22 protein-coding genes and 2 pseudogenes are annotated in these 18,976 nt (G+C 27.4%); 3 read left to right on the forward strand and 21 right to left on the reverse strand.

Annotation, left to right across the window (positions count from 1 at the left end):
• Positions 1-119 precede the first annotated feature (119 nt).
• Positions 120-800, forward strand: a complete 681-nt coding sequence (locus tag RYM86_RS17185) for a hypothetical protein (protein WP_315082028.1) — start codon at positions 120-122, stop codon at positions 798-800.
• A 151-nt stretch (positions 801-951) separates the two neighbouring features.
• Here the strand turns inward: RYM86_RS17185 and RYM86_RS17190 are convergent, their stop codons facing one another.
• The 21 genes and pseudogenes from RYM86_RS17190 to RYM86_RS17290 form a co-directional block, all read right to left on the reverse strand.
• Positions 952-1,650, reverse strand: coding sequence for a hypothetical protein (locus RYM86_RS17190; RefSeq protein WP_315082029.1), 699 nt, complete (start codon positions 1,648-1,650; stop codon positions 952-954).
• A gap of 231 nt (positions 1,651-1,881) precedes the next feature.
• A complete protein-coding gene (locus tag RYM86_RS17195; RefSeq protein WP_315082030.1) occupies positions 1,882-2,220 on the reverse strand; it encodes an AAA family ATPase in 339 nt (112 codons plus the stop codon).
• A gap of 170 nt (positions 2,221-2,390) precedes the next feature.
• Positions 2,391-2,525 (reverse strand): hypothetical protein, encoded by a 135-nt coding sequence (locus tag RYM86_RS17200; RefSeq protein WP_315082032.1) that lies wholly within the window; start codon positions 2,523-2,525, stop codon positions 2,391-2,393.
• Positions 2,526-3,269: 744 nt separating this feature from the next.
• The gene (locus tag RYM86_RS17205) at positions 3,270-3,440 is read right to left on the reverse strand and encodes a hypothetical protein (protein WP_315082033.1); all 171 of its coding nucleotides are present in this window, start codon (positions 3,438-3,440) and stop codon (positions 3,270-3,272) included.
• 321 nt (positions 3,441-3,761) lie between these two features.
• The gene (locus RYM86_RS17210; RefSeq protein ID WP_315082035.1) at positions 3,762-4,010 is read right to left on the reverse strand and encodes a spore coat protein; all 249 of its coding nucleotides are present in this window, start codon (positions 4,008-4,010) and stop codon (positions 3,762-3,764) included.
• Positions 4,011-4,022: 12 nt separating this feature from the next.
• On the reverse strand, positions 4,023-4,208 hold the full coding sequence (locus RYM86_RS17215) for a hypothetical protein (protein WP_012424239.1): 186 nt from the start codon (positions 4,206-4,208) through the stop codon (positions 4,023-4,025).
• Positions 4,209-4,342: 134 nt separating this feature from the next.
• Positions 4,343-4,547 (reverse strand): annotated as a pseudogene (locus tag RYM86_RS17220) (manganese catalase family protein); the annotation flags it as partial.
• 348 nt (positions 4,548-4,895) lie between these two features.
• Positions 4,896-5,264 carry a hypothetical protein gene (locus RYM86_RS17225; protein ID WP_315082037.1) on the reverse strand — a complete coding sequence of 123 codons (369 nt, stop codon included), beginning with the start codon at positions 5,262-5,264 and terminating at the stop codon, positions 4,896-4,898.
• A gap of 63 nt (positions 5,265-5,327) precedes the next feature.
• Positions 5,328-6,059, reverse strand: a complete 732-nt coding sequence (locus RYM86_RS17230; protein ID WP_315082039.1) for a MerR family transcriptional regulator — start codon at positions 6,057-6,059, stop codon at positions 5,328-5,330.
• Positions 6,056-6,964 (reverse strand): DUF2268 domain-containing protein, encoded by a 909-nt coding sequence (locus tag RYM86_RS17235; protein ID WP_315082040.1) that lies wholly within the window; start codon positions 6,962-6,964, stop codon positions 6,056-6,058. Before RYM86_RS17235 ends, RYM86_RS17230 begins: the two co-directional genes overlap by 4 nt.
• Positions 6,965-7,341: 377 nt before the next feature.
• Positions 7,342-7,554 (reverse strand): hypothetical protein, encoded by a 213-nt coding sequence (locus RYM86_RS17240; protein ID WP_315082042.1) that lies wholly within the window; start codon positions 7,552-7,554, stop codon positions 7,342-7,344.
• A 144-nt stretch (positions 7,555-7,698) separates the two neighbouring features.
• Positions 7,699-8,262, reverse strand: a complete 564-nt coding sequence (locus tag RYM86_RS17245) for a cysteine hydrolase family protein (RefSeq protein WP_315082043.1) — start codon at positions 8,260-8,262, stop codon at positions 7,699-7,701.
• A gap of 65 nt (positions 8,263-8,327) precedes the next feature.
• Positions 8,328-8,705, reverse strand: a pseudogene (locus tag RYM86_RS17250) (winged helix-turn-helix transcriptional regulator).
• A 183-nt stretch (positions 8,706-8,888) separates the two neighbouring features.
• Positions 8,889-9,245 (reverse strand): inorganic diphosphatase, encoded by a 357-nt coding sequence (locus tag RYM86_RS17255; RefSeq protein WP_315082044.1) that lies wholly within the window; start codon positions 9,243-9,245, stop codon positions 8,889-8,891.
• A 13-nt stretch (positions 9,246-9,258) separates the two neighbouring features.
• Positions 9,259-9,684: a carboxymuconolactone decarboxylase family protein gene (locus RYM86_RS17260; RefSeq protein WP_315082045.1), complete on the reverse strand. Its 426-nt coding sequence runs from the start codon at positions 9,682-9,684 to the stop codon at positions 9,259-9,261.
• Positions 9,685-10,045: 361 nt separating this feature from the next.
• The gene (locus tag RYM86_RS17265) at positions 10,046-10,192 is read right to left on the reverse strand and encodes a hypothetical protein (protein ID WP_315082046.1); all 147 of its coding nucleotides are present in this window, start codon (positions 10,190-10,192) and stop codon (positions 10,046-10,048) included.
• Between the two features lie 69 nt (positions 10,193-10,261).
• Positions 10,262-10,807, reverse strand: a complete 546-nt coding sequence (locus RYM86_RS17270) for a histidine phosphatase family protein (RefSeq protein WP_315082047.1) — start codon at positions 10,805-10,807, stop codon at positions 10,262-10,264.
• A gap of 469 nt (positions 10,808-11,276) precedes the next feature.
• Entirely contained in the window at positions 11,277-12,974 is a 1,698-nt protein-coding gene (locus tag RYM86_RS17275) for a [FeFe] hydrogenase, group A (protein WP_315082048.1), read from the reverse strand.
• Between the two features lie 42 nt (positions 12,975-13,016).
• Positions 13,017-14,897 (reverse strand): NADH-quinone oxidoreductase subunit NuoF, encoded by a 1,881-nt coding sequence (locus RYM86_RS17280; RefSeq protein WP_315082049.1) that lies wholly within the window; start codon positions 14,895-14,897, stop codon positions 13,017-13,019.
• Positions 14,887-15,378: an NAD(P)H-dependent oxidoreductase subunit E gene (locus RYM86_RS17285; RefSeq protein WP_315082051.1), complete on the reverse strand. Its 492-nt coding sequence runs from the start codon at positions 15,376-15,378 to the stop codon at positions 14,887-14,889. Before RYM86_RS17285 ends, RYM86_RS17280 begins: the two co-directional genes overlap by 11 nt.
• 370 nt (positions 15,379-15,748) lie before the next feature.
• Complete coding sequence (locus RYM86_RS17290) at positions 15,749-15,901, reverse strand: hypothetical protein (RefSeq protein WP_315082052.1); 153 nt, start codon at positions 15,899-15,901, stop codon at positions 15,749-15,751.
• A gap of 296 nt (positions 15,902-16,197) precedes the next feature.
• Here RYM86_RS17290 and cls point away from each other — a divergent pair, with 296 nt between their 5' ends.
• Both cls and RYM86_RS17300 read left to right on the forward strand, forming a co-directional pair.
• Positions 16,198-17,625: a cardiolipin synthase gene (cls, locus tag RYM86_RS17295; RefSeq protein WP_315082053.1), complete on the forward strand. Its 1,428-nt coding sequence runs from the start codon at positions 16,198-16,200 to the stop codon at positions 17,623-17,625.
• Between the two features lie 105 nt (positions 17,626-17,730).
• Positions 17,731-18,918, forward strand: coding sequence for an AI-2E family transporter (locus tag RYM86_RS17300; RefSeq protein WP_315082054.1), 1,188 nt, complete (start codon positions 17,731-17,733; stop codon positions 18,916-18,918).
• The last annotated feature ends 58 nt before the right edge of the window (positions 18,919-18,976 follow it).

Raw genomic sequence — 18,976 nt, forward strand, 5'->3', positions numbered from 1 at the left:
AATACCAAAAACTAATGATAATAGAAATGCTTTTTAGAAAAAAATCATATCATATTGAATAAATTTATTTAACGACTGAATAGTTACTAATATTAAATCAATTAAAAGGAGATTTACAATTGAAGTTTTTAAGAATTTTTATATCAGTAGCACTACTAGTAACCCTAACTGGTTGTGTAACTCAAAAATCGCAAAATAATGATAGCCAAACAAATAATGATACGTCTACTGAGGCCACTGATAAGGGAAACAACACTACTAATACTAATACTAATAGTAGTGCAAAAAATACAGATAGTAGCACTAAAAAAGATAACACTGCCAATAAAGTAAATTCTAATAACAATAATAAGAGTAATAGCAATACTGCTGTAAATAACAGATCTGAAAATAACGCTACAAAAGTTCAAAATGAAGAATCATTTTATGGACAATGGGTTATAGAAAAGGTAGTAGGATATGGTAAGGTAGGAACTTATAGTGATGATGATATAAAAAAAATAGTAGGAAAAAAACTAAGTTTTTCAAAAGAGCAGTCCAATTGTTTTGGAGATGACGCAAGTTATCTAAGTGATACAGTAAAAAATCCTACTTACAAAAAATCAGTTATTACATCTGATGAATTTTTAAGTAATTGGCTTGTACCTTTAAGCACTTTGACTATAAATAGCAATACTGTAACAGAAATTGAGGTAAATGATGCAAAAAATCTTCCAGTATGTACTTTTTTTATAAAAGATAATAACACATTAATACTTTATGGTGGAGGTACTTTTTTTGAACTTAGAAAAGTAGCATGAAAAACAAATTAATCAACATAATTCAATGTCTATTATAGTCAATAAATAAAAGAAACTATGATAAAACTTAATGAATACAGTATTTATAGAAAATATTTAAGAGTCCATATTTATGTTAATATGGACTCTTTCCTATATAAAAATAAATAAATTATTTATTTACTGATGAAACTCTTTCGGCATAGTAGAATATCCCTTCATCACAAAAAATTAAAGTATTATCATCCTTTACAATAAGCTTATCTTGAAAAGAAGAATCTTCACTTTCTATAGTTATAGTAGTAATAGAATCCTTATTAATACCTAAACTTGAAAAATCCATACGATAACCCCACTCTAAATCCTCTTTTTTTTCACTTTTAATTATATATTTAGGATTTTTAAAAGAATCTTTATCAAAAGTAGCTAAATCCTTAGATAATCTTATCTTTGTATTAATTACTAATGATGAGTCCCTACCAGCATGTACTTTACCATATTCGGCTACCTCTTTTATTACCCAATTACCATAAAATGATTCTTCATTTTTATCGTTACTCACTTCTTTAGTTACATTTTGTGAATCTTTCTTAGTACTTGTACTATTATTGCTATTACTAACAGTATTGTTATTACTACTACTAGAATTATTGCTTGTACTATTCTTTGCTCCATCAGAATTAGAGCTAGCTTCTTTTACCTCATTTTTATTTTCATTTAATTCATCATTATTTTTTTCATTAACATTATTAGATTCACTACTAACTTCATTATCTTCCTTTATACTATTGCTGGATACTTTTTTATCAGCACAACTAATCAATCCCAATGATAAAACTAAAACTAATATTATTGCATATATACGCTTCAATGTTACTCCTCCTGTCATATTTTAATACATAATATGGATTTACTGTTTATTTTACCATATTTTTCTTCAAAATAACAAACATAATATAATACTATAATATGGTATTTTTGTTGTATCTTTATATTTCCTAATACTATATTTATTCTTATATTTAATAAGAGTCCATATTTTAATTGAAAAAGATATGAACTCTTCTCTATTTACTAAATTTTATTTAAAATGGCTTGTACTTTATTTCATATATTTTTCTAATTTTTTAAGTATTTTTTCTAATATTCCATTTAAATATATATCTAAAAATTCTATACAACTAGGCACCATATATAAATTTTCATTTCCTGTTGCAACTATTACTTCTTCTAATTTAATTTTGCCCTTAAACACATTTTCTATGCTTGCATAAGTTTCTAGTGGATCAAGTCCAACATATATACTTAAACTATTTTGAAAATCTAAATCTATTATTAATGTTTTCTTTCCAAACCTGCTTAATTCATATCCTAAATTATAAGTTGATGTAGATTTTATTACGCCACCTTTATTATTTAGAATGCTAATAACAATTCCCATTTTTATCACTTCTATCAATATTCAAGTAACAATATTATGTAACATACTTAGTTACTCTTTAAGTTACTAAGTATGTTATATATTTAGTAACTTATTTATTAATATATGCTGCCTTTAAACCTAGTTATTTCTTGTAAATATAACGATTATAACTAAATAAACAGAATACTTTAAGCTTTAACATTTTCTTCATTATTTTCTAAATCTCCTATTGATTTATAGAGCTTAATAAAGTACTTTGAAGCATTTAAAATTTTTATATTTTCAAGCATCCTGTCAAATACTTCACTAGAACGTTTATTCAAACTAATGTTATGATTATATTCTTAATTTATAGTTAATCAGGAGATATTTATGGACTTTTTTTTTAAAGAATTTCATTTTTATATTGTTATTTTTTATAGAGTTAATTTTAATACATAAAAGTACTGACCTTGGTAGAAGCTATTTTGTTAATTATATAAGTAGAACTCAATTATCTGATTCATCCAAATTTAATGTATTACTAGATAAATTAATATTAAAATATATAGCAATTGGTTCTATTCTATCTTTATTTTCAATATTAAAAATAAAAAAATAGATAATCTTTAATTTTAGATTATCTATTTTTCTTATATGTTTATTTAAATTATTTCAGTATTTTTATTAGCATTTTCTTAGTTATCTATACGTAATAAAGAATATCGCAAATTCATTTCCTCTCTAAATAGTGCGATATTTTAGGTTTGTTATTAATATCTCAATCAAACATAGTTATAATACTTATATCTAATTAGCAAATTGGAATTTGTATCTTTATGATTTTATTTTTAGAAATAATCTATGACTTGAATACTTAGATTAAAATAGCACCTTACTTTTTATATCCTATTAAATTCCTACACTTCAATAAGAATTTTATCTAGTTAATTTCATATCTAACAGTTTATATTTATTTCTTACAATTAATACAATATACATACATCGAATTTTTCCACTCAGATACGTAGATTCCTTGCAAGTGAATAGAAAAACTGCTCTAAAATCATATGTTTTTAAGTACATTCTTACTTTTGAAATTTCATTTTATATATTTTCCCTAATTCTGTTTTATCATAACTAGTTGGGATAGCTGTAGTGCTGATACTCCTATTCATAACACTATTTTTACCATTATCATTATCATCTAATCCTAAAATATAATCAAGTCCATGCATTGCAATATAATTTAAATACATCCCATGTTAAGGTTAATCCTAGTAAATAAGCCATTCTTAAAATATAAGAATCTCTCTAATATAGTAATAGTAATATACTACTATTTTTTACCAAGTGAATTTAAATTAGCTGGTATTTTCTATTTCGTCTTAAGCGATCCCTGTATTCATCTTGGATTAGAGTACTTTTATTATAATAATATATTGGCAAATTGCAAAAAATTCATTAAATATTAGAATTGTGAACTAAAAAATACCGCACATTCATTTTGAATAATACGGTATTTACATAAATTTAGTTTTTAATTTTATAGAATTAAATTTATAAAGCTATATAAGTTACTACCCTTGAGACATTTGTTGTTTAACAACTGCAATTTCTTCTGGAGTTGCAGGTTGCGCTGGTATATAATATCCCTTTTCTTTAGCTTTAGTAAAAAGATTATATTGACGATATTCATCTTGATTTCTCATTTGCTGAATTGTTTCACGTAATTGTTGATTTTCACATTGAGCAATTATGCTACCATATCCTGCTAAACTTGCATTTAATCCAGCAAGGTAATCACTTATTATTTCTTTTTCTTGCATATTTTATACCTCCTAATTTAAAAATTCCATTAATTTCGCTTTACTTGCTTTTGCATCTTCAGAGTCTTTTTTTAACATCTCTTTTAATGTTGGATCAGTACATTGTTGTGAATAGTATTCTAGCTTTTTCTCAATAGTACAATGGGCTCCAATTAAATGACGTAGATTTTGTAATTCAAGCTGATTTAAGTTTGCCATTATTTGCACCTCCTATTTAATAATTTCAATACTTAATATTTTCAAAATAGAAGATGTTTATTCATTTTTTAATAAATTTTATATAAGTTATTTCACATAATTTTATCTTCTAGGATTTTCAAACGATGGTGGTATTGGATTTGAAGCTTCATGTGACTTAATTCTTCAGCACAATATCTAAAAATAAATCTTTTATTCTAAAACTTAAAAAAATATATTGCATAGCTGCTTTAAACTCTCCATTTCCAGCATCTAACTACTCTTGCATTAATGCTGCATATGAGGATTAGCTCTTTCAACTTTTACTTCATGCAATAACTGCTTTTTGTGTTCAAACATTGATATTTTCCTTACTAATATTTAATACCATACTATTCAATTTTCAAAGATCAACTTTTCTTAGCAAGTTCGCAATATTGTAGTATTGCGAATCAATTTATTTCGTAATCTAATCCAAATAGAGTATTATCTAATTCTTCTTTTGTATCAAAATACGCTAAACATCTTCCGCTTAACAATTTATCTCCTTTCCACATTCCACACTAGCTTACAGGTCTAACATAATATTTATTCAATACTGTTAATCCTGTAAGCAATGATTCATATGGATTTTCTTTTAGATATTTTTCTAATTCACTCATGTTTTCACCTCAATTCTTCAAAGTGTTCATTACTCTATAAATAACATTAAACCATTTTCTTGTATGTTATCAATTTATATATTGATAATCCGATGCAATATACCGTAATACAAAAACCAATTATTGATAGAATAGTATTATATATTTGATAATTATACTTAATTGCATTAACCATATCTGTTATCCAAAATCCTAATGGTATTAATAGTAACATTCCTATCACTTCTCTTTTAGAGTTTTTCATATAAAAACTATACAATATTCCAAATGATAATAAACTCATTAATGAAATTACAAACTCATTTTTAGATATGTTTACTGGAATATCAGATGATATTAAAAGTACATATAACCACAATATTATAGAAACAATAAAAAAAGTAATCCCTAAAGATATATCAACAAATTTACTCATACTAAACCTCCACCTACTTATATATAAGTACATTATATACATAATGTGTAATAAAAGTTATACTTATTTTGTGCAGTAAATTGCAATTGCCTGTGAGATGAATTCTGCTGTTCCCTCACCATTTTGGTCAATATTTTTCTTAAAACGTTCATCTCCAACATACATCAGACCGAGGCACTGCAAAATTTCATTTGTACAGTTGTACCATCTTGCTGTGATAAAACTCTGCCACTCTTTAACAAGTGCTTGAGCTTCTTCGCTGTAGGGAGTTTTATTCATATTGGTAGCAAAGGCTTTTAAAATATATCTGCCTTCCTCGTTTATTTCCTGCCACTGATCTTTACTATAATTGTTACATTTTTTCTCACTTTCCATATAGGCGTCAGAATTCCCCCAACGTTCTTTAACCTCTTTTGCATATTTCTTTTTGGTACTTTCAATTTCCGTCATATCAAATTCTTTAAAACTCATGTTATTTTCTCCTTTTATTGTATTGTCTACAAGAGTTATCAGGTTATCAATTCGTTCACGTTTTTTAATAAGCAACTCTTTGTGATTTTTTAGTGCTTCTGTTTTGTTGAATGTAGGATTTGTAATAATATCCTTAATTTCACTAAGTGAAAATTCTAGCTCTTTGAAAAATAATATCTGTTGCAATTCAACAAGGGCATTTTCATCGTATAAACGATAACCTGCTTCAGTAATTTGCCTCGGTTTAAGTAATCCTATTTCATCATAATAATGAAGTGTTCTTACAGTAACTCCAGTTAATTTTGTAACTTCATTAATCTTCAATTCCAAAAATCCTCTGTTTCATTTAAAATATCAACAGTTGGTGTAATTGTAGCTTCAAATATTGTTTTACCCGTCTTTTTAAGATAATGCTTGATTAGATTATAGCCACAAGCATATCCTGCGCAATAAGGCATACCAACTGGTTCCGCACCACGCATGGCCATAATTTCATCGCCATAAAGAAATGCCGAAAGTTTATTGAAGTCACTATTGTTCAAATTTTCCTTAATTGCAGGTTTAATAACAGTGTTAAGTGTTTCTTTTGTTATATTTTTAACCCACATACCAATTTTATCCTCTCCAAACATGAGTGCTGCAAAATTTTCTGCTAAACCTTCGCTGACAATCATATCTCCCAAAGTAATTTCATTACTCCACTTCATAAACTGCCATCTTACATTATGATTTGTTTCATGAGCAAGTGCTACAGGTAACATTTTAAGGGATTGCTCATTAGGAATAATTGTTCCTATTATGTATCCAGGAATCCCACCATCGCCACAATAATCACCAGTCATTTTTGACATTGGATTTAGTGGATTATTCAGTAAACCAGTAAAAATATAGTCTTTTGTAGGAAGTGAAATACCATTATTTTTAAACCCTTTAAGCGTTTTTGTAATACTATCCTCACAAGCCATCCAAAATTTTTCATCACTGATTTTTTTAACATCATCAACTCGTTCACTATTAATTTGACTTGGTGCAAATCCCCCATCCATACTACTTGCCATAACAACATCATAACTCCCTGGCTGATCTAATTTAATTGGAATACCAATACATGACCACTTAAATTCAAATGGTTTCATCAGTTCATAACGATAGATATCATCTCTCTCTTCAATCTTTGAAGAAATCATTTTTTTATAGATTTCATCGGATCTAATTGCTGTAACTTTCATTTTTTACCTCTTTCTTTTTAGTATAGTTATATAATAAACTATTACGTTGCGTTAGAGTCAATAGTAAAAAAATAAGGTGAATTGAAAAAATAATCAAAACACCCTGTATATGCTCAAGCTAATATAAATAATCTTTGCTTGTCAATAATTTACAATTACGAATAATACATAACCATCTATACCAAGATTATACTAAATATGGAAAAATAATCAAATCGCAGACTCATTTATATCTTAAGGAATTGAGTTTGCGGTTTATCGTAGCTACCCTAGGATTACCCCATATAAGTGCTTCTTCACATCACTCGGCAGTTATTTTTTATCTTGCTGCATCATGGCATTTTTTATAGATCATTTTTTAGTATTAATACTAAAAACTATTTTATATTTAATTTTGCTTTCTTAATAAGTAATTTATTTTCAAGGTCAGCACCTGAAAGTAAAATATTTTCATTGTACCAATTTATTAATTCTTCTAATAATTTTATATCTTCTTTTGTTTCTGCTTGGTCAAGTTTTTCGCTTATTGTGTGAAATATACCAAACATTATTGTATCTTTAGCCTTTGTACTTAAATTATTTATATCCATTCTCAAATTTCCTTATAACTGAATCAAAGTATTAGAATTGCGAACAAAAAAATATCGCAAATTCATCCTGAATAATGCGATATTTCAACCTATTATTTATTTTTATCAATTCTTAATATGTCAATAAGATACATATAAAAAATTTTATAAACTATTCTTTTTTATATAGTCTTCTACCGTAAGTATCTCTGCAAATATATTAAATAGTGATGCCATAATTACTTCATGAACAGTACATGATGGTATATTTTGTCCCTTCCAAGTTAAATCTTTGGTGGTACAAGCATCTTCTATTACTGTAATTTGATATTCTAAATCTTTGGCTGCTCTCACAGAAGTATCAATACACATATGACTCATCATACCGCATATTACTATATTAGTAATATTGTTCTTTTGCAAATTCTCGTGTAAATCTGTATTAAAAAAGCAGTTTAGTTTATGTTTTATAAAAACAGTTTCACCTTCTGCTGGTTCAACACCCTTATGAATTTTACACCCTCTTGAACCTTTTATAAAAAAAGTTGAATTTTCATTTAGATTAACATGTTGAATATGAATTATTGGTTCCTCATTTTCTCGAAAAAATTGCAGAATGGCCTGAGTTTTCTGCAAAGCCTGTTCAGAATTAACCAATTCATTTCTTCCATCTTTGAAATAATCGTTTTGAATATCAATTAAAATTAGTGCTGTTTTAATATAAATCACCTTCCTATTACTTCTATTTTATAAGCTTATAGGAAGGTGGTCAATTACCCACTTTTTTGTAGGTATCAATTTTTTTCAGATATGTTATAACAAATACCTTTTGAATCTAGAACATCAGTCATATCATGTTCCACCATATATTCTATTCCAATCTGTTGCATAATCTTGATTGCTTCTAGCGTCTTGAGTCCTCTAGCTGTCAAATAATACTACACATGTAAAGGGTAGCCTTTGGAATTAATCTTATCAACTATACCAAAGGTTCTTAACTCTTTCAATTGCTCTAAAAGCATTTTTTGATTTATTGAGTTAATCCGTCTTTCTAATTCAGCAAGTCTCATATACGTATATTGAAGTTGAAATATAATGATGCTCTTCCATTTTCCTTTTAAAATATCATGAACAATCTCTAGTGGACAAGTATAATCTTCTCGTATCTTCATAAAACACCTACTTACTTGTGAGTTTAAATTGCAGGCAGTAGTTTTCTGCCTCTTATTAGCCTATTATGAGTTAGTTATAACATATATTGTAAATACCGCATTATTCAATTTTTAAAGATTATTATTTATTAACTAATTCGTCAATTATCTTTAGTGAGAGCGTGTATTATAAGTACCAAACCCTTACCAAGTCCTCCTTTCTTTCTTATTATTCATTATTATTGTGGAATTAAAGAACCTTTCTTGAAATTCCACTAATGCTCTTATTTGTTCTTTGTTATATTTATTTAAATCCTTGCATACTACTAATTTATCTTCTATATCATTTTTTCTTTTTATTATTGCTACAACATATCCTTCATATGTTTCTAAGGGCTCAAATTCACCAATAATATATGCATCAATCTCTTCTCCATCTCCTGACACAGTATTAGGAATAAACCCATAGTTTAAAGAATATATAAAGTTATGCTTTGGATGTTTAGCACCTAATGGTCTATCCATAGTTATTTTAACAAGTTTACCTAAATAAGACTCCATATAAATTTGCTCCTTATTTTATATTTTTAATTTTATCTAAATTTTCTCTTAATCTTTTATTTTCTTTACTTAAATTGAGTTCGTTAAATCTATTTTCTGCTGCTTTTATTGCTTCAACACCAGATTTACATAATACATTAATCCCCTTAACAATAGTTACAATTACAAAAGCTTCAACTAATTCTTCCATAGTCAAGCCAGCATCTATAGCAGCCACTGCATGTGATTTCGCGCCACTCACCTCATCATCTAAGCTATCCAATATTGTAAAAATTAACTCTCTTATCTTTTTCGATAAATGTCCATTTTGAATAGATTCACGCATAACTAAATAGCCTTTTAGTCCATCTGGTGCATATTTAGATAATGCTTCAGCAAATGGTGGATTCCATTTTAATTCTTCTTTATAGTAATTGAGTATACTTTCAAAATCATCCATAGCTAAATTTAACCTTACCTCTCATCTAAAATATTTGTACATATTTAATTATTATAGCATATTTTGTAAATTTAGAATTAAGATCTATTAAACATAAATTTATATTTATACATGGACAAATGGTCGAATTTTCAATTACATCTCATATTAAAGTTAATCTTAAAACGGTTCTTTCCTAACTTAGTTGATATCTTATAGATTTAATTTTTACAGGTTAGTAAAACAAGCATTATATATAATAATTTATTAAGTTTCAATTAACTATGAAAAGAACCCAAAAATCTTGGCATTAATATTTTAGTAATTTGACTTCAAGCTTGTACGCCTTTTAAATATAGACAAATAGCAGGGAAAATCCCTGCTAACTTATATTGTTCTTATGCATCATTTTATTACTTCTTTTATGATCCATTGCACCTTCATACCACTTTTCCACTTTTTCAAAATCCCATGTATTAATAATTTCGGTATCTACTTTTCCGCTTTTAATATTTAATGGTATAATCATATTCGGGTAATTCCTGTGGTGTATTTGTTGTTTTTTGCAAAAGCATTATATCATAAAGGAATGACTTATTTATCTTTTATATAAATATAAATTACCATTTTTAGGTGTATGTATCATTTTCCCTTTAAATCCTCTTTTCCTCAATTCCTTTTGAAGAGTATACATAAAAAATCCATGAGTAACTATTAAAATATTTTCTGATTCCTCTTCTTTTACTTTTTCCTCTAAAAAATCAAGAAAATTTTTAGCATTTAGCTCAGTTTGTCTTTTTAGTTCTTCCTGAGATGAATGGTTAAAATACCATGCAAATCTTGCACTTATTGCCCAAAACCAAAATGGTAATTTAACATTACTATTAAATAATGGACTTATAGGAACTTCTCTTATTAAATCACTTTGTATTATTTCTTTTGAATATATATCTTTAGCAGTTGTTATTGCTCTACTTAAAGTACTACAATAACATTTATCCCAAACTATATCCTGAAGTTCTACATCATTTCTTATAACATCGCTACTATTGTATCCAGCTTCCCATTCTTTAAATTCTTTTGATGTCATAAGAGAACCTCTTTTATAATTAACTTTAAAATGTCTTACAAGTCCTATTCTCATTCCTATGCCTCCATCAGCTTAATTACATAAATTAAATTTAGATACTGTATAATTTATGTACTATATTTAATTCCATCAATAAAATATACTTATCATGAATTTTACAAGTCATATTAGATTAATGCTAAGCATTAATCTAAATACTTATATGCGATTAACATAAGATATTAACCTTTTTTTATATCATTTATTAATATTTCCCCGATGTGTTAAAATTTATAGTTATTATACATCAATTTCTTCAATATGTTTAATAGTTTATATATTTTTAATGATTATTTAATAATATTTATATAGATATATTTGATTTTAAAACAAGTCACATTTAAAATATGTGTTGAAATATTTAAAACATAACCTTAAAATAAAGAAAAAAAGTGTTTCAAAAATACTTTTGAAACACACACACTCAAAATAATAAAATTAAAATCACACATCTCCATTATAAAATATATAATTACTTCTCTTTCTATTCATGTTCATAATGAACATGTAATAATTCCTTAGAACGTTCTTTTAATAATCCATTATATAAAGATATTAATACTGGATTTTCTTGACTTCTCTTTATTTGCGTAACCTTGTCTACCTTGTAAAGACCTTTAGCTCTTTCTTTATTGCCTTCTTTTAAACTGAAAGGTTGTCCTGCGCCTGCTACGCATCCTCCTGGACAAGCCATAACTTCAACAAAATCAAAATGCTCTTCTCCACTTTGAATTCTATCAATTAAATTTTCTGCATTAGCAAGTCCACTAACTACTCCTATACGTAGATTCTTTTCTCCAAATGGAACTTCGCAAACTTTTACTCCATCCATTCCACGAACACCAATAAATTCTATTTCCTTTAAAGCTTTTGAGCTCTTTTCTTCAACTACTCCACGGATTACAGCTTCAGTTACACCACCTGTAACTCCAAAGATAACTCCAGCTCCTGAATATAAAGAAAATGGCATATCTGAAGATTCTGGTTCAATCTTATCAAATTGAAGTCCAGCTTCGTTAATCATCTTACATAACTCTGTTGTTGTAATTACATAATCAATATCTTTAATTCCATTTCTTGTAAATTCTTCTCTAGCTGCTTCTGCCTTCTTAGCAGTACATGGCATAATAGCTACTGATATAGTTTCTTTTTCGTCTAAAGCATCTTTTTCTTTAAAATACTCTTTTATTACTGATCCAAACATTTGCATAGGTGACTTACATGTAGAAACATACTTCATAAGTTCTGGATGTTTAGTTTCCACATATCTTACCCATGCTGGACAGCAAGAAGTAAATAAAGGAAGTTTATCATCTCCCAATTCTAGCTTTTCCAAAAATTCATTGGATTCTTCTATTATTGTCATATCAGCTGTTAATGAAGTATCATATATTTGATCAAATCCTAATTTTCTCATGGCAGCAACTATTTTATCCATAACGTTTTCACCAGGTTTTATTCCAAATTCTTCACCTAAAGCAACTCTTACTGCTGGTGCAACTTGAGCTACAACTCTTTGTTTAGGATTATATAATGCTTTCCAAACTGGTTTCATATCACTTTTTACAACAATAGCTCCTGTTGGACATACATTGGCACATTGTCCACAATTTACACAATCCGTTTCTCCTAAGCATTTACCAAATGCCGGACTTACAACCATATTAGAGCCACGATATGCAAAATCAATCGCTCCAACATTTTGTATTTCATTACACATTCTAACGCAATCTCCACATAATATGCACTTACTTGGATCACGAACTATTGATTTAGATGAAGTATCTAATTCGATTTTTTCATTTTTATTTTTAAATCTAATATTTTTTACTCCAAAGCGTAAAGCTAATTCTTGAAGTCTACATTTTCCACTTTTTTCACAAACAGTACAATCTCTGCAATGTGATGCTAATAAAAGCTCTAATATCATCTTACGATGTTTATGAAGCTTAGGTGTATTAGTTTTAATTGACATCTTATCTTTAGGTGGTGTAGAACACGAAGCTATAATTCCGCCCCATTCATCTTCTACCACACACATTCTACAAGCTCCATAAATAGATAAATCAGAATAATAACAAAATGTAGGTAAATCAATTCCTGATTTTCTTACTAAGTCTAAAATATTTTTTTCCTTATCAAATTCTACCCTGTTACCATCAATTATCATATATTTTGACATAAGTTTATACCTTCCTTTCACTAATTCATAAGTTGTGAGCTATTAAACCATTTGGATTGCTTTAAATGCGCATCCTTCCATACAAGCACCACATTTTATACATTTTGATTTATCAATGGTATAAGGTTTCTTTATTTCTCCTGTAATAGCTCCTACTGGACACATTCTTGCACATTTAGAGCAACCTTTACATTTATCTTTATCTATTTCGTAAGACATTAAAGCTTTACATACTCCACCTGGACATTTTTTATCTACAACGTGAGCTATATATTCTTCTCTAAAGTATTTTAAAGTACTCTTTACTGGTAAAGATGCACTCTTACCAAGACCACAAAGTGCTGTTGCAGATATAGTATCTGATAATTCTTCTAACATATCTAGATGTTCTAATGTTCCTCGTCCTTCTACAATATTAGTTAAAATTTCTAGCATTCTTTTTGTACCTTCTCTACAAGGTATACATTTGCCACAAGATTCATTTTGAGTAAAATTCATAAAGAAACGAGCTACTTCTACCATACAACTTTTATCATTCATTACAACTAATCCGCCACTACCAATCATGGCTCCAACTTTTTTAAGCGAATCAAAATCTAGTGGTAATTCTAAATGGTTTTCGCCTACGCAAAGACATCCGCCAGATGGTCCTCCAATTTGAACTGCTTTAAACTTTCCTTCTTTTACTCCACCGCCAATATCAAATATTACCTCTTTTAATTTTGTTCCCATAGGAACTTCTATTAAACCTGTGTGTTTTACATTTCCAGTAAGTGCAAAAGCCTTAGTTCCATAATTCTTTTCAGTACCAATACTCTTATACCACTTTGAACCTTTACTGATGATGCTTGGAACATTGCAAAATGTTTCAACATTGTTTAATACAGTTGGTTTTTCAAATAATCCCTTTTCAACAGTTCTAGGTGGTTTAACTCTTGGCATACCTCTGTTTCCTTCTATTGATGCTGTAAGAGCACTACCCTCACCGCAAACAAATGCTCCCGCTCCTTGACTTATATGTAAGTCAAAATGAAATCCAGAGTTTAAAATATTCTTTCCTAAAAGTCCCACTTTAGTAGCTTGATCTATAGCCATTTGTAATCTTTTAACTGCAAGTGGATACTCAGCACGAACATATATATAACCATAATTTGCTTTTGTTGCAATTCCAGCTATAAGTATTCCTTCAATTACTCTATGAGGATCACCTTCCATCATGCTTCTATCCATAAATGCTCCTGGATCACCTTCATCACCATTACATACTATATATTTTTGTTTTTCAGCTTGTTGTAATACTTGAGACCATTTTCTTCCTGTTTGGAAACCACCGCCTCCTCTTCCACGAAGATAAGATTCCGATATCTCATCTACAACTTCCTCAGGTGTCATATCAAAAAGTGCTTTCGCAACAGCAGTATATCCGTCAGCTGCTAAATATTCTTCAATAGACTCTGCATTTATATGTCCACAATGTTCTAATGCAACACGTGTTTGTCTTGCATAAAAAGGAATTTCTTCTTGCTTGCTATAGCTTTTCTCTTCATTTCTATAAATAAGATGTTCTATTACTTCATTAGAAATTATGCTTCTTTCAACAATTTCTTCACAATCTTCTAATTTAACTTTTATATATAATATTCCTTCAGGTTCTATTCTTAAAAGAGGACCCATTTCACAAAATCCATGACATCCACTCTTCTTTAAACCAATACTATCATCATGAGGTTCTTCTTCTAATGAGATAGTAACTTCAAGTCCTCTTTGTTCTATTAACTCTTTTAATCTATCATAGATTTTTAAAGAACCACTAGCTACACAACCAGTTCCACCACAAATTAGTATTTGTTTAGATTGTTTACCTAAAGCTAACTTACATTTTTCTATTGAAGAATTCAACTCTTCCCTAGTATTAATTCTCATTAGATGCTTCCTCCTTTAACTGTTTTATTATGTCTCTAGCCTTTTGCTTAGTCATACTAGGATATACTACATCGTTTACAGTACAGACCGGTGCTAACCCACATGCGCCTAGACAAGATACAGTTTCAACTGTAAAAATCATATCGTCTGTTGTAACTTTACTTTCTGAAAGTCCTAATGATTTTCTAAATTCTTCTAATATAGGTATTGATCCTCTTACATGGCATGCAGTCCCATCACAAATTTTTATTACATATTTTCCTTTAGGTTGTAATGAAAAATTTTCATAGAAAGTTGCAACACCATATATTTTTGCTTCACTTATTTTTAAGTGTTTTGCAATATAACATAGTGCTTCCTTTGGTAAATAACGATATTGTTTTTGAACTTCTTGCATTACAGCAATAACTGACGACTTTTGATAATTATGAGAAGCTAAAATGTTATCTAATTCCTTCATTTCTTCTTCTTTTAACATCATTTGTCCCACCCCCACATTTTGTTAATTATTATTAAAAATAAAAAATGATTATATATAATGTGCTTGTACACCTTTACAATATTTAATCACCTTTATAGCAAAATGATATATTGTTTTATTAGCTGATATCACCTTCCTTTAATAACTCTCATTACCCCATATATTACTATGATAATTAATTATATTCTCATATATATTAAAACACACAATTTACTTATTTGTAAAATATTTTTTTATTATTACTTATATATGTATTGCGTATAATTAATTAAAAAGAGACGAAATTTGTTATCTTTTCGTCTCTTTTTAATATATAAATATATATTTTAATTATAATAAAAATATATTTAAAATTTTTAATTAAATCTAACTATAAATTTCTATCTAATATATCTATTGACGTATTCATAAATTCCACTTTTTCTTCATTGGTAAACTCACCACTTTTAAGTATTGACTTCATACTTTCAACTGTTTGACATAACTTTTTGAATTGTTGCATTTCAATTTCAACTTCATCCATTGCAACTAACCTCCTTGTATTTAACTTTTTACTTTAATTAAATATTGATCTATTAAAATATAATGATTTTTTAATATTCTTAATTAATTATTTGCTAAACTAAATAATACTATTCTAAAAAATTACTTGTATAATGTTTAGTTTACTTCTTCATTTAAAATCAATAATATATTCTAAGTATAAAAAATCAATTATAAGAAAAATATAGTATTAAGATTGACTTTAACTAATTATAGTTATGCTACTAATATTACTTTAAAATACATACTAAAATTTAATTAAAATAGGTGAGATGTATGAATATATATTTAATTTTAACTTTAATTCTTTTTATTATTAACTTTATGTGTGCAATTTCTCTAGTGTTTATTGAAAAAAGAGATACAACAACTATTTGGGCTTGGCTTTTAATTCTTTTTATTTTCCCATTTTTAGGATTTATACTTTATTTATCATTTGGACAAAATATTTCTAAGGAGAAAATTTTTAGTAAAAAAGCTGTTATTGATAAAAAGAAGATAAAAAAAATATTAGCTGATTTAAACAAAGAGTTACACAATGAAGTTGCTGAAGAATATATAGATCTTATAAAAATGAATTTTTATACTAATGACAGCATTTATACTAAAGAAAATGAAGTAAAAACCTACATTAATGGAGAAGATAAATTTAGAGATTTGATAGATGATATTAAAAATGCTAAGTCCTTTATAAATATTGAATATTATATTTTTAGATTTGATGACATAGGCTCTAAATTAATAGAATTACTTAAAGAAAAAGTTAAATGTGGGATTGAAGTTAGATTATTAGTTGACGGTATGGGTTCTAAATCATTAACAAAAAAACAAATAAAATATATTAAATCTTGTGGAATAAAATTTTCAGTTTTTTTTCCTAATGTAGCACCATATATAAATCTTCGTTTAAATTATAGAAATCATAGAAAAATAGTAGTTATTGATGGAAATACAGGTTATGTTGGTGGTTTTAATGTTGGTGATGAATATATAAACCGAGGAAAACAATTTTCTTTTTGGAGAGATACTCATATAAAAATTGTAGGTGCTGCAACATTAGAATTAAATAAAAGATTTGCTCTTGATTGGGAGTATGCTGCAAAAGAAGATCTTTATGATATTCAATTAAAAAAAACACATCTTTCTTCAAAAGGAGATATAGGAATACAAATAATTTCTTCTGGTCCAGACAATATGGAGGAATATATACGTAATTGTTATTTGAAAATTATAACTAATGCTAAAAAAAATATTTTTATACAAACGCCTTATTTAGTCCTTGATCACCCTATGATAGAGGCTTTAAAAATCTCATCATTTTGTGGAGTTGATGTGAGAATAATGGTCCCAAATAAAGCTGATCACTTTTTTATGGCCTGGGCCCTAAGTGCCTCAATAGATAGCCTTATTAAATCAGGTGTTAAATTTTATAAATATAAAAATGGATTTATTCATTCTAAAACTATCGTTTCAGATAGTTCTGTATGTAGCATTGGGACTGCTAATTTAGATATAAGAAGCTTTAAACTTAATTTTGAGATTAATGCTATAATTTATGATTCTAAAATAGCTAAATGTTATGAGGAAATATTTTTAAAAGACCAAACTGTATGTAACCTGTTAACTCCTGAAGAATATGAAAATAGAAGCCATAGAATAAAAATATTAGAATCTATTTCTAGACTAATATCTCCTATTCTTTAATAATAAAAAAATTAATTATTTTTTTATTATTTTTTCTGAATTTTATGTTACACTATATTTTATTATACTCTAATAATAAACATAAACTTTAGAAAGGTGACTGATATGAAAATTGATATTGATAAAAAATTATTGAAATATGGATTATACATTACAATTACAGCTATTACTATATATATTGCTTTTGCAATTCTTTTTAATATTGGTAATATTTTAGGAACTACTTTTGATGTTATAGGAAGAGTACTTTCCTTAATAAAACCTTTATTAATAGCTATTTTAATTACATATATTTTATTTCCTATTACTAAAAGTATAGAAAATTTTCTAAAAAACAATAAGATATATAAAATAAAGAACAAAGGTACTTGCCGTGCCTTAAGTATCATTTTTTCTTACCTTGCAATAATAGGAATAATATTAGGACTTCTTTGTGGCATCTATTTTATGATTGGTGGACAATTATCTAAAAATATTAGTATTTCTAATATAGTAGAATATATATCTACTTATTTAAATACACACTCATTATCTAATTCATCAATCAGTTTAGCATTAGAAAAATTAAATCTACCTTTTTTAGATGCTATGGAAGATCATATAGTAGAAGTAGTTAACTTCATTCAAAATTATATTACAAATAACATAGGAAAAATGGCTTCTTTCGCAGTCTCTATAGGAAGTGGAGTTGCTACTTTCTTTATTGCATTGGTCATTAGTATTTATCTTTTAAAAGATTATGAATACTTTATTAATCTTTGGAATAAACTTTATTACTTAATCTTCCGAAATAGTAAAGTTGGCAAGAAAATAAATTATGTATTTTCAACAATACATGAGGTTTTTGGAAGATTTATTCGTGGTCAATTGCTAGAAGCGTTCTTTGTAGGTGTGTTATCAGCAATAGCCTTATCTATTGTTGGAATAGATTATTCTTTTGTTATAGGTATTATAGTTGGATTATCAAATCTTATTCCTTATGTGGGTCCAATAGTTGGTACTATTTTAGCTGCCATAATGGGCTTATTAAGTGGAACACCTATAAAAATAGTTTATGCCATCATTGCAATGATTATTGTCCAACAAATAGATAATAATCTTTTAGCACCTAAAATAGTTGGAAATAGTGTGGGATTACATGCCGTATTTACCATGCTTGCAATATTAATAGGCGGAAATATTGGTGGATTATTGGGAATGTTACTTGCGGTACCTTTAGCTGCTTCTTTTAAAGTCTTATTTAATAATTGGTACACAAGTTATATGAAAAAAGAAAACTTAAAAACAAAATAATGATTTTAATCGAGTAGGAGCTAAATAATTATTTTATTTAGCGTCCTCTCACACCACC

The sequence above is a fragment of the uncultured Clostridium sp. genome (genome assembly GCF_963527835.1).
Lineage (GTDB): Bacteria > Bacillota > Clostridia > Clostridiales > Clostridiaceae > Clostridium.

Bases quoted from the DNA above. Each gene is read 5' to 3' on its own strand.
- RYM86_RS17235 (WP_315082040.1), bottom strand. From the start codon at position 6,964: ATGAAAGTTACAGCAATTAGATCCGATGAAATCTATAAAAAAATGATT.
- RYM86_RS17265 (WP_315082046.1), bottom strand. From the start codon at position 10,192: ATGATTATACCATTAAATATTAAAAGCGGAAAAGTAGATACCGAAATT.
- RYM86_RS17270 (WP_315082047.1), bottom strand. From the start codon at position 10,807: ATGAGAATAGGACTTGTAAGACATTTTAAAGTTAATTATAAAAGAGGT.
- RYM86_RS17290 (WP_315082052.1), bottom strand. From the start codon at position 15,901: ATGGATGAAGTTGAAATTGAAATGCAACAATTCAAAAAGTTATGTCAA.
- RYM86_RS17285 (WP_315082051.1), bottom strand. From the start codon at position 15,378: ATGATGTTAAAAGAAGAAGAAATGAAGGAATTAGATAACATTTTAGCT.
- RYM86_RS17210 (WP_315082035.1), bottom strand. From the start codon at position 4,010: ATGCAAGAAAAAGAAATAATAAGTGATTACCTTGCTGGATTAAATGCA.
- RYM86_RS17255 (WP_315082044.1), bottom strand. From the start codon at position 9,245: ATGGAGTCTTATTTAGGTAAACTTGTTAAAATAACTATGGATAGACCA.
- RYM86_RS17300 (WP_315082054.1), top strand. From the start codon at position 17,731: ATGAAAATTGATATTGATAAAAAATTATTGAAATATGGATTATACATT.
- RYM86_RS17195 (WP_315082030.1), bottom strand. From the start codon at position 2,220: ATGGGAATTGTTATTAGCATTCTAAATAATAAAGGTGGCGTAATAAAA.
- RYM86_RS17240 (WP_315082042.1), bottom strand. From the start codon at position 7,554: ATGGATATAAATAATTTAAGTACAAAGGCTAAAGATACAATAATGTTT.
- RYM86_RS17260 (WP_315082045.1), bottom strand. From the start codon at position 9,684: ATGGATGATTTTGAAAGTATACTCAATTACTATAAAGAAGAATTAAAA.
- RYM86_RS17280 (WP_315082049.1), bottom strand. From the start codon at position 14,897: ATGAGAATTAATACTAGGGAAGAGTTGAATTCTTCAATAGAAAAATGT.
- RYM86_RS17275 (WP_315082048.1), bottom strand. From the start codon at position 12,974: ATGTCAAAATATATGATAATTGATGGTAACAGGGTAGAATTTGATAAG.
- RYM86_RS17225 (WP_315082037.1), bottom strand. From the start codon at position 5,264: ATGAGTAAATTTGTTGATATATCTTTAGGGATTACTTTTTTTATTGTT.
- RYM86_RS17205 (WP_315082033.1), bottom strand. From the start codon at position 3,440: ATGTATTTAAATTATATTGCAATGCATGGACTTGATTATATTTTAGGA.
- cls (WP_315082053.1), top strand. From the start codon at position 16,198: ATGAATATATATTTAATTTTAACTTTAATTCTTTTTATTATTAACTTT.
- RYM86_RS17215 (WP_012424239.1), bottom strand. From the start codon at position 4,208: ATGGCAAACTTAAATCAGCTTGAATTACAAAATCTACGTCATTTAATT.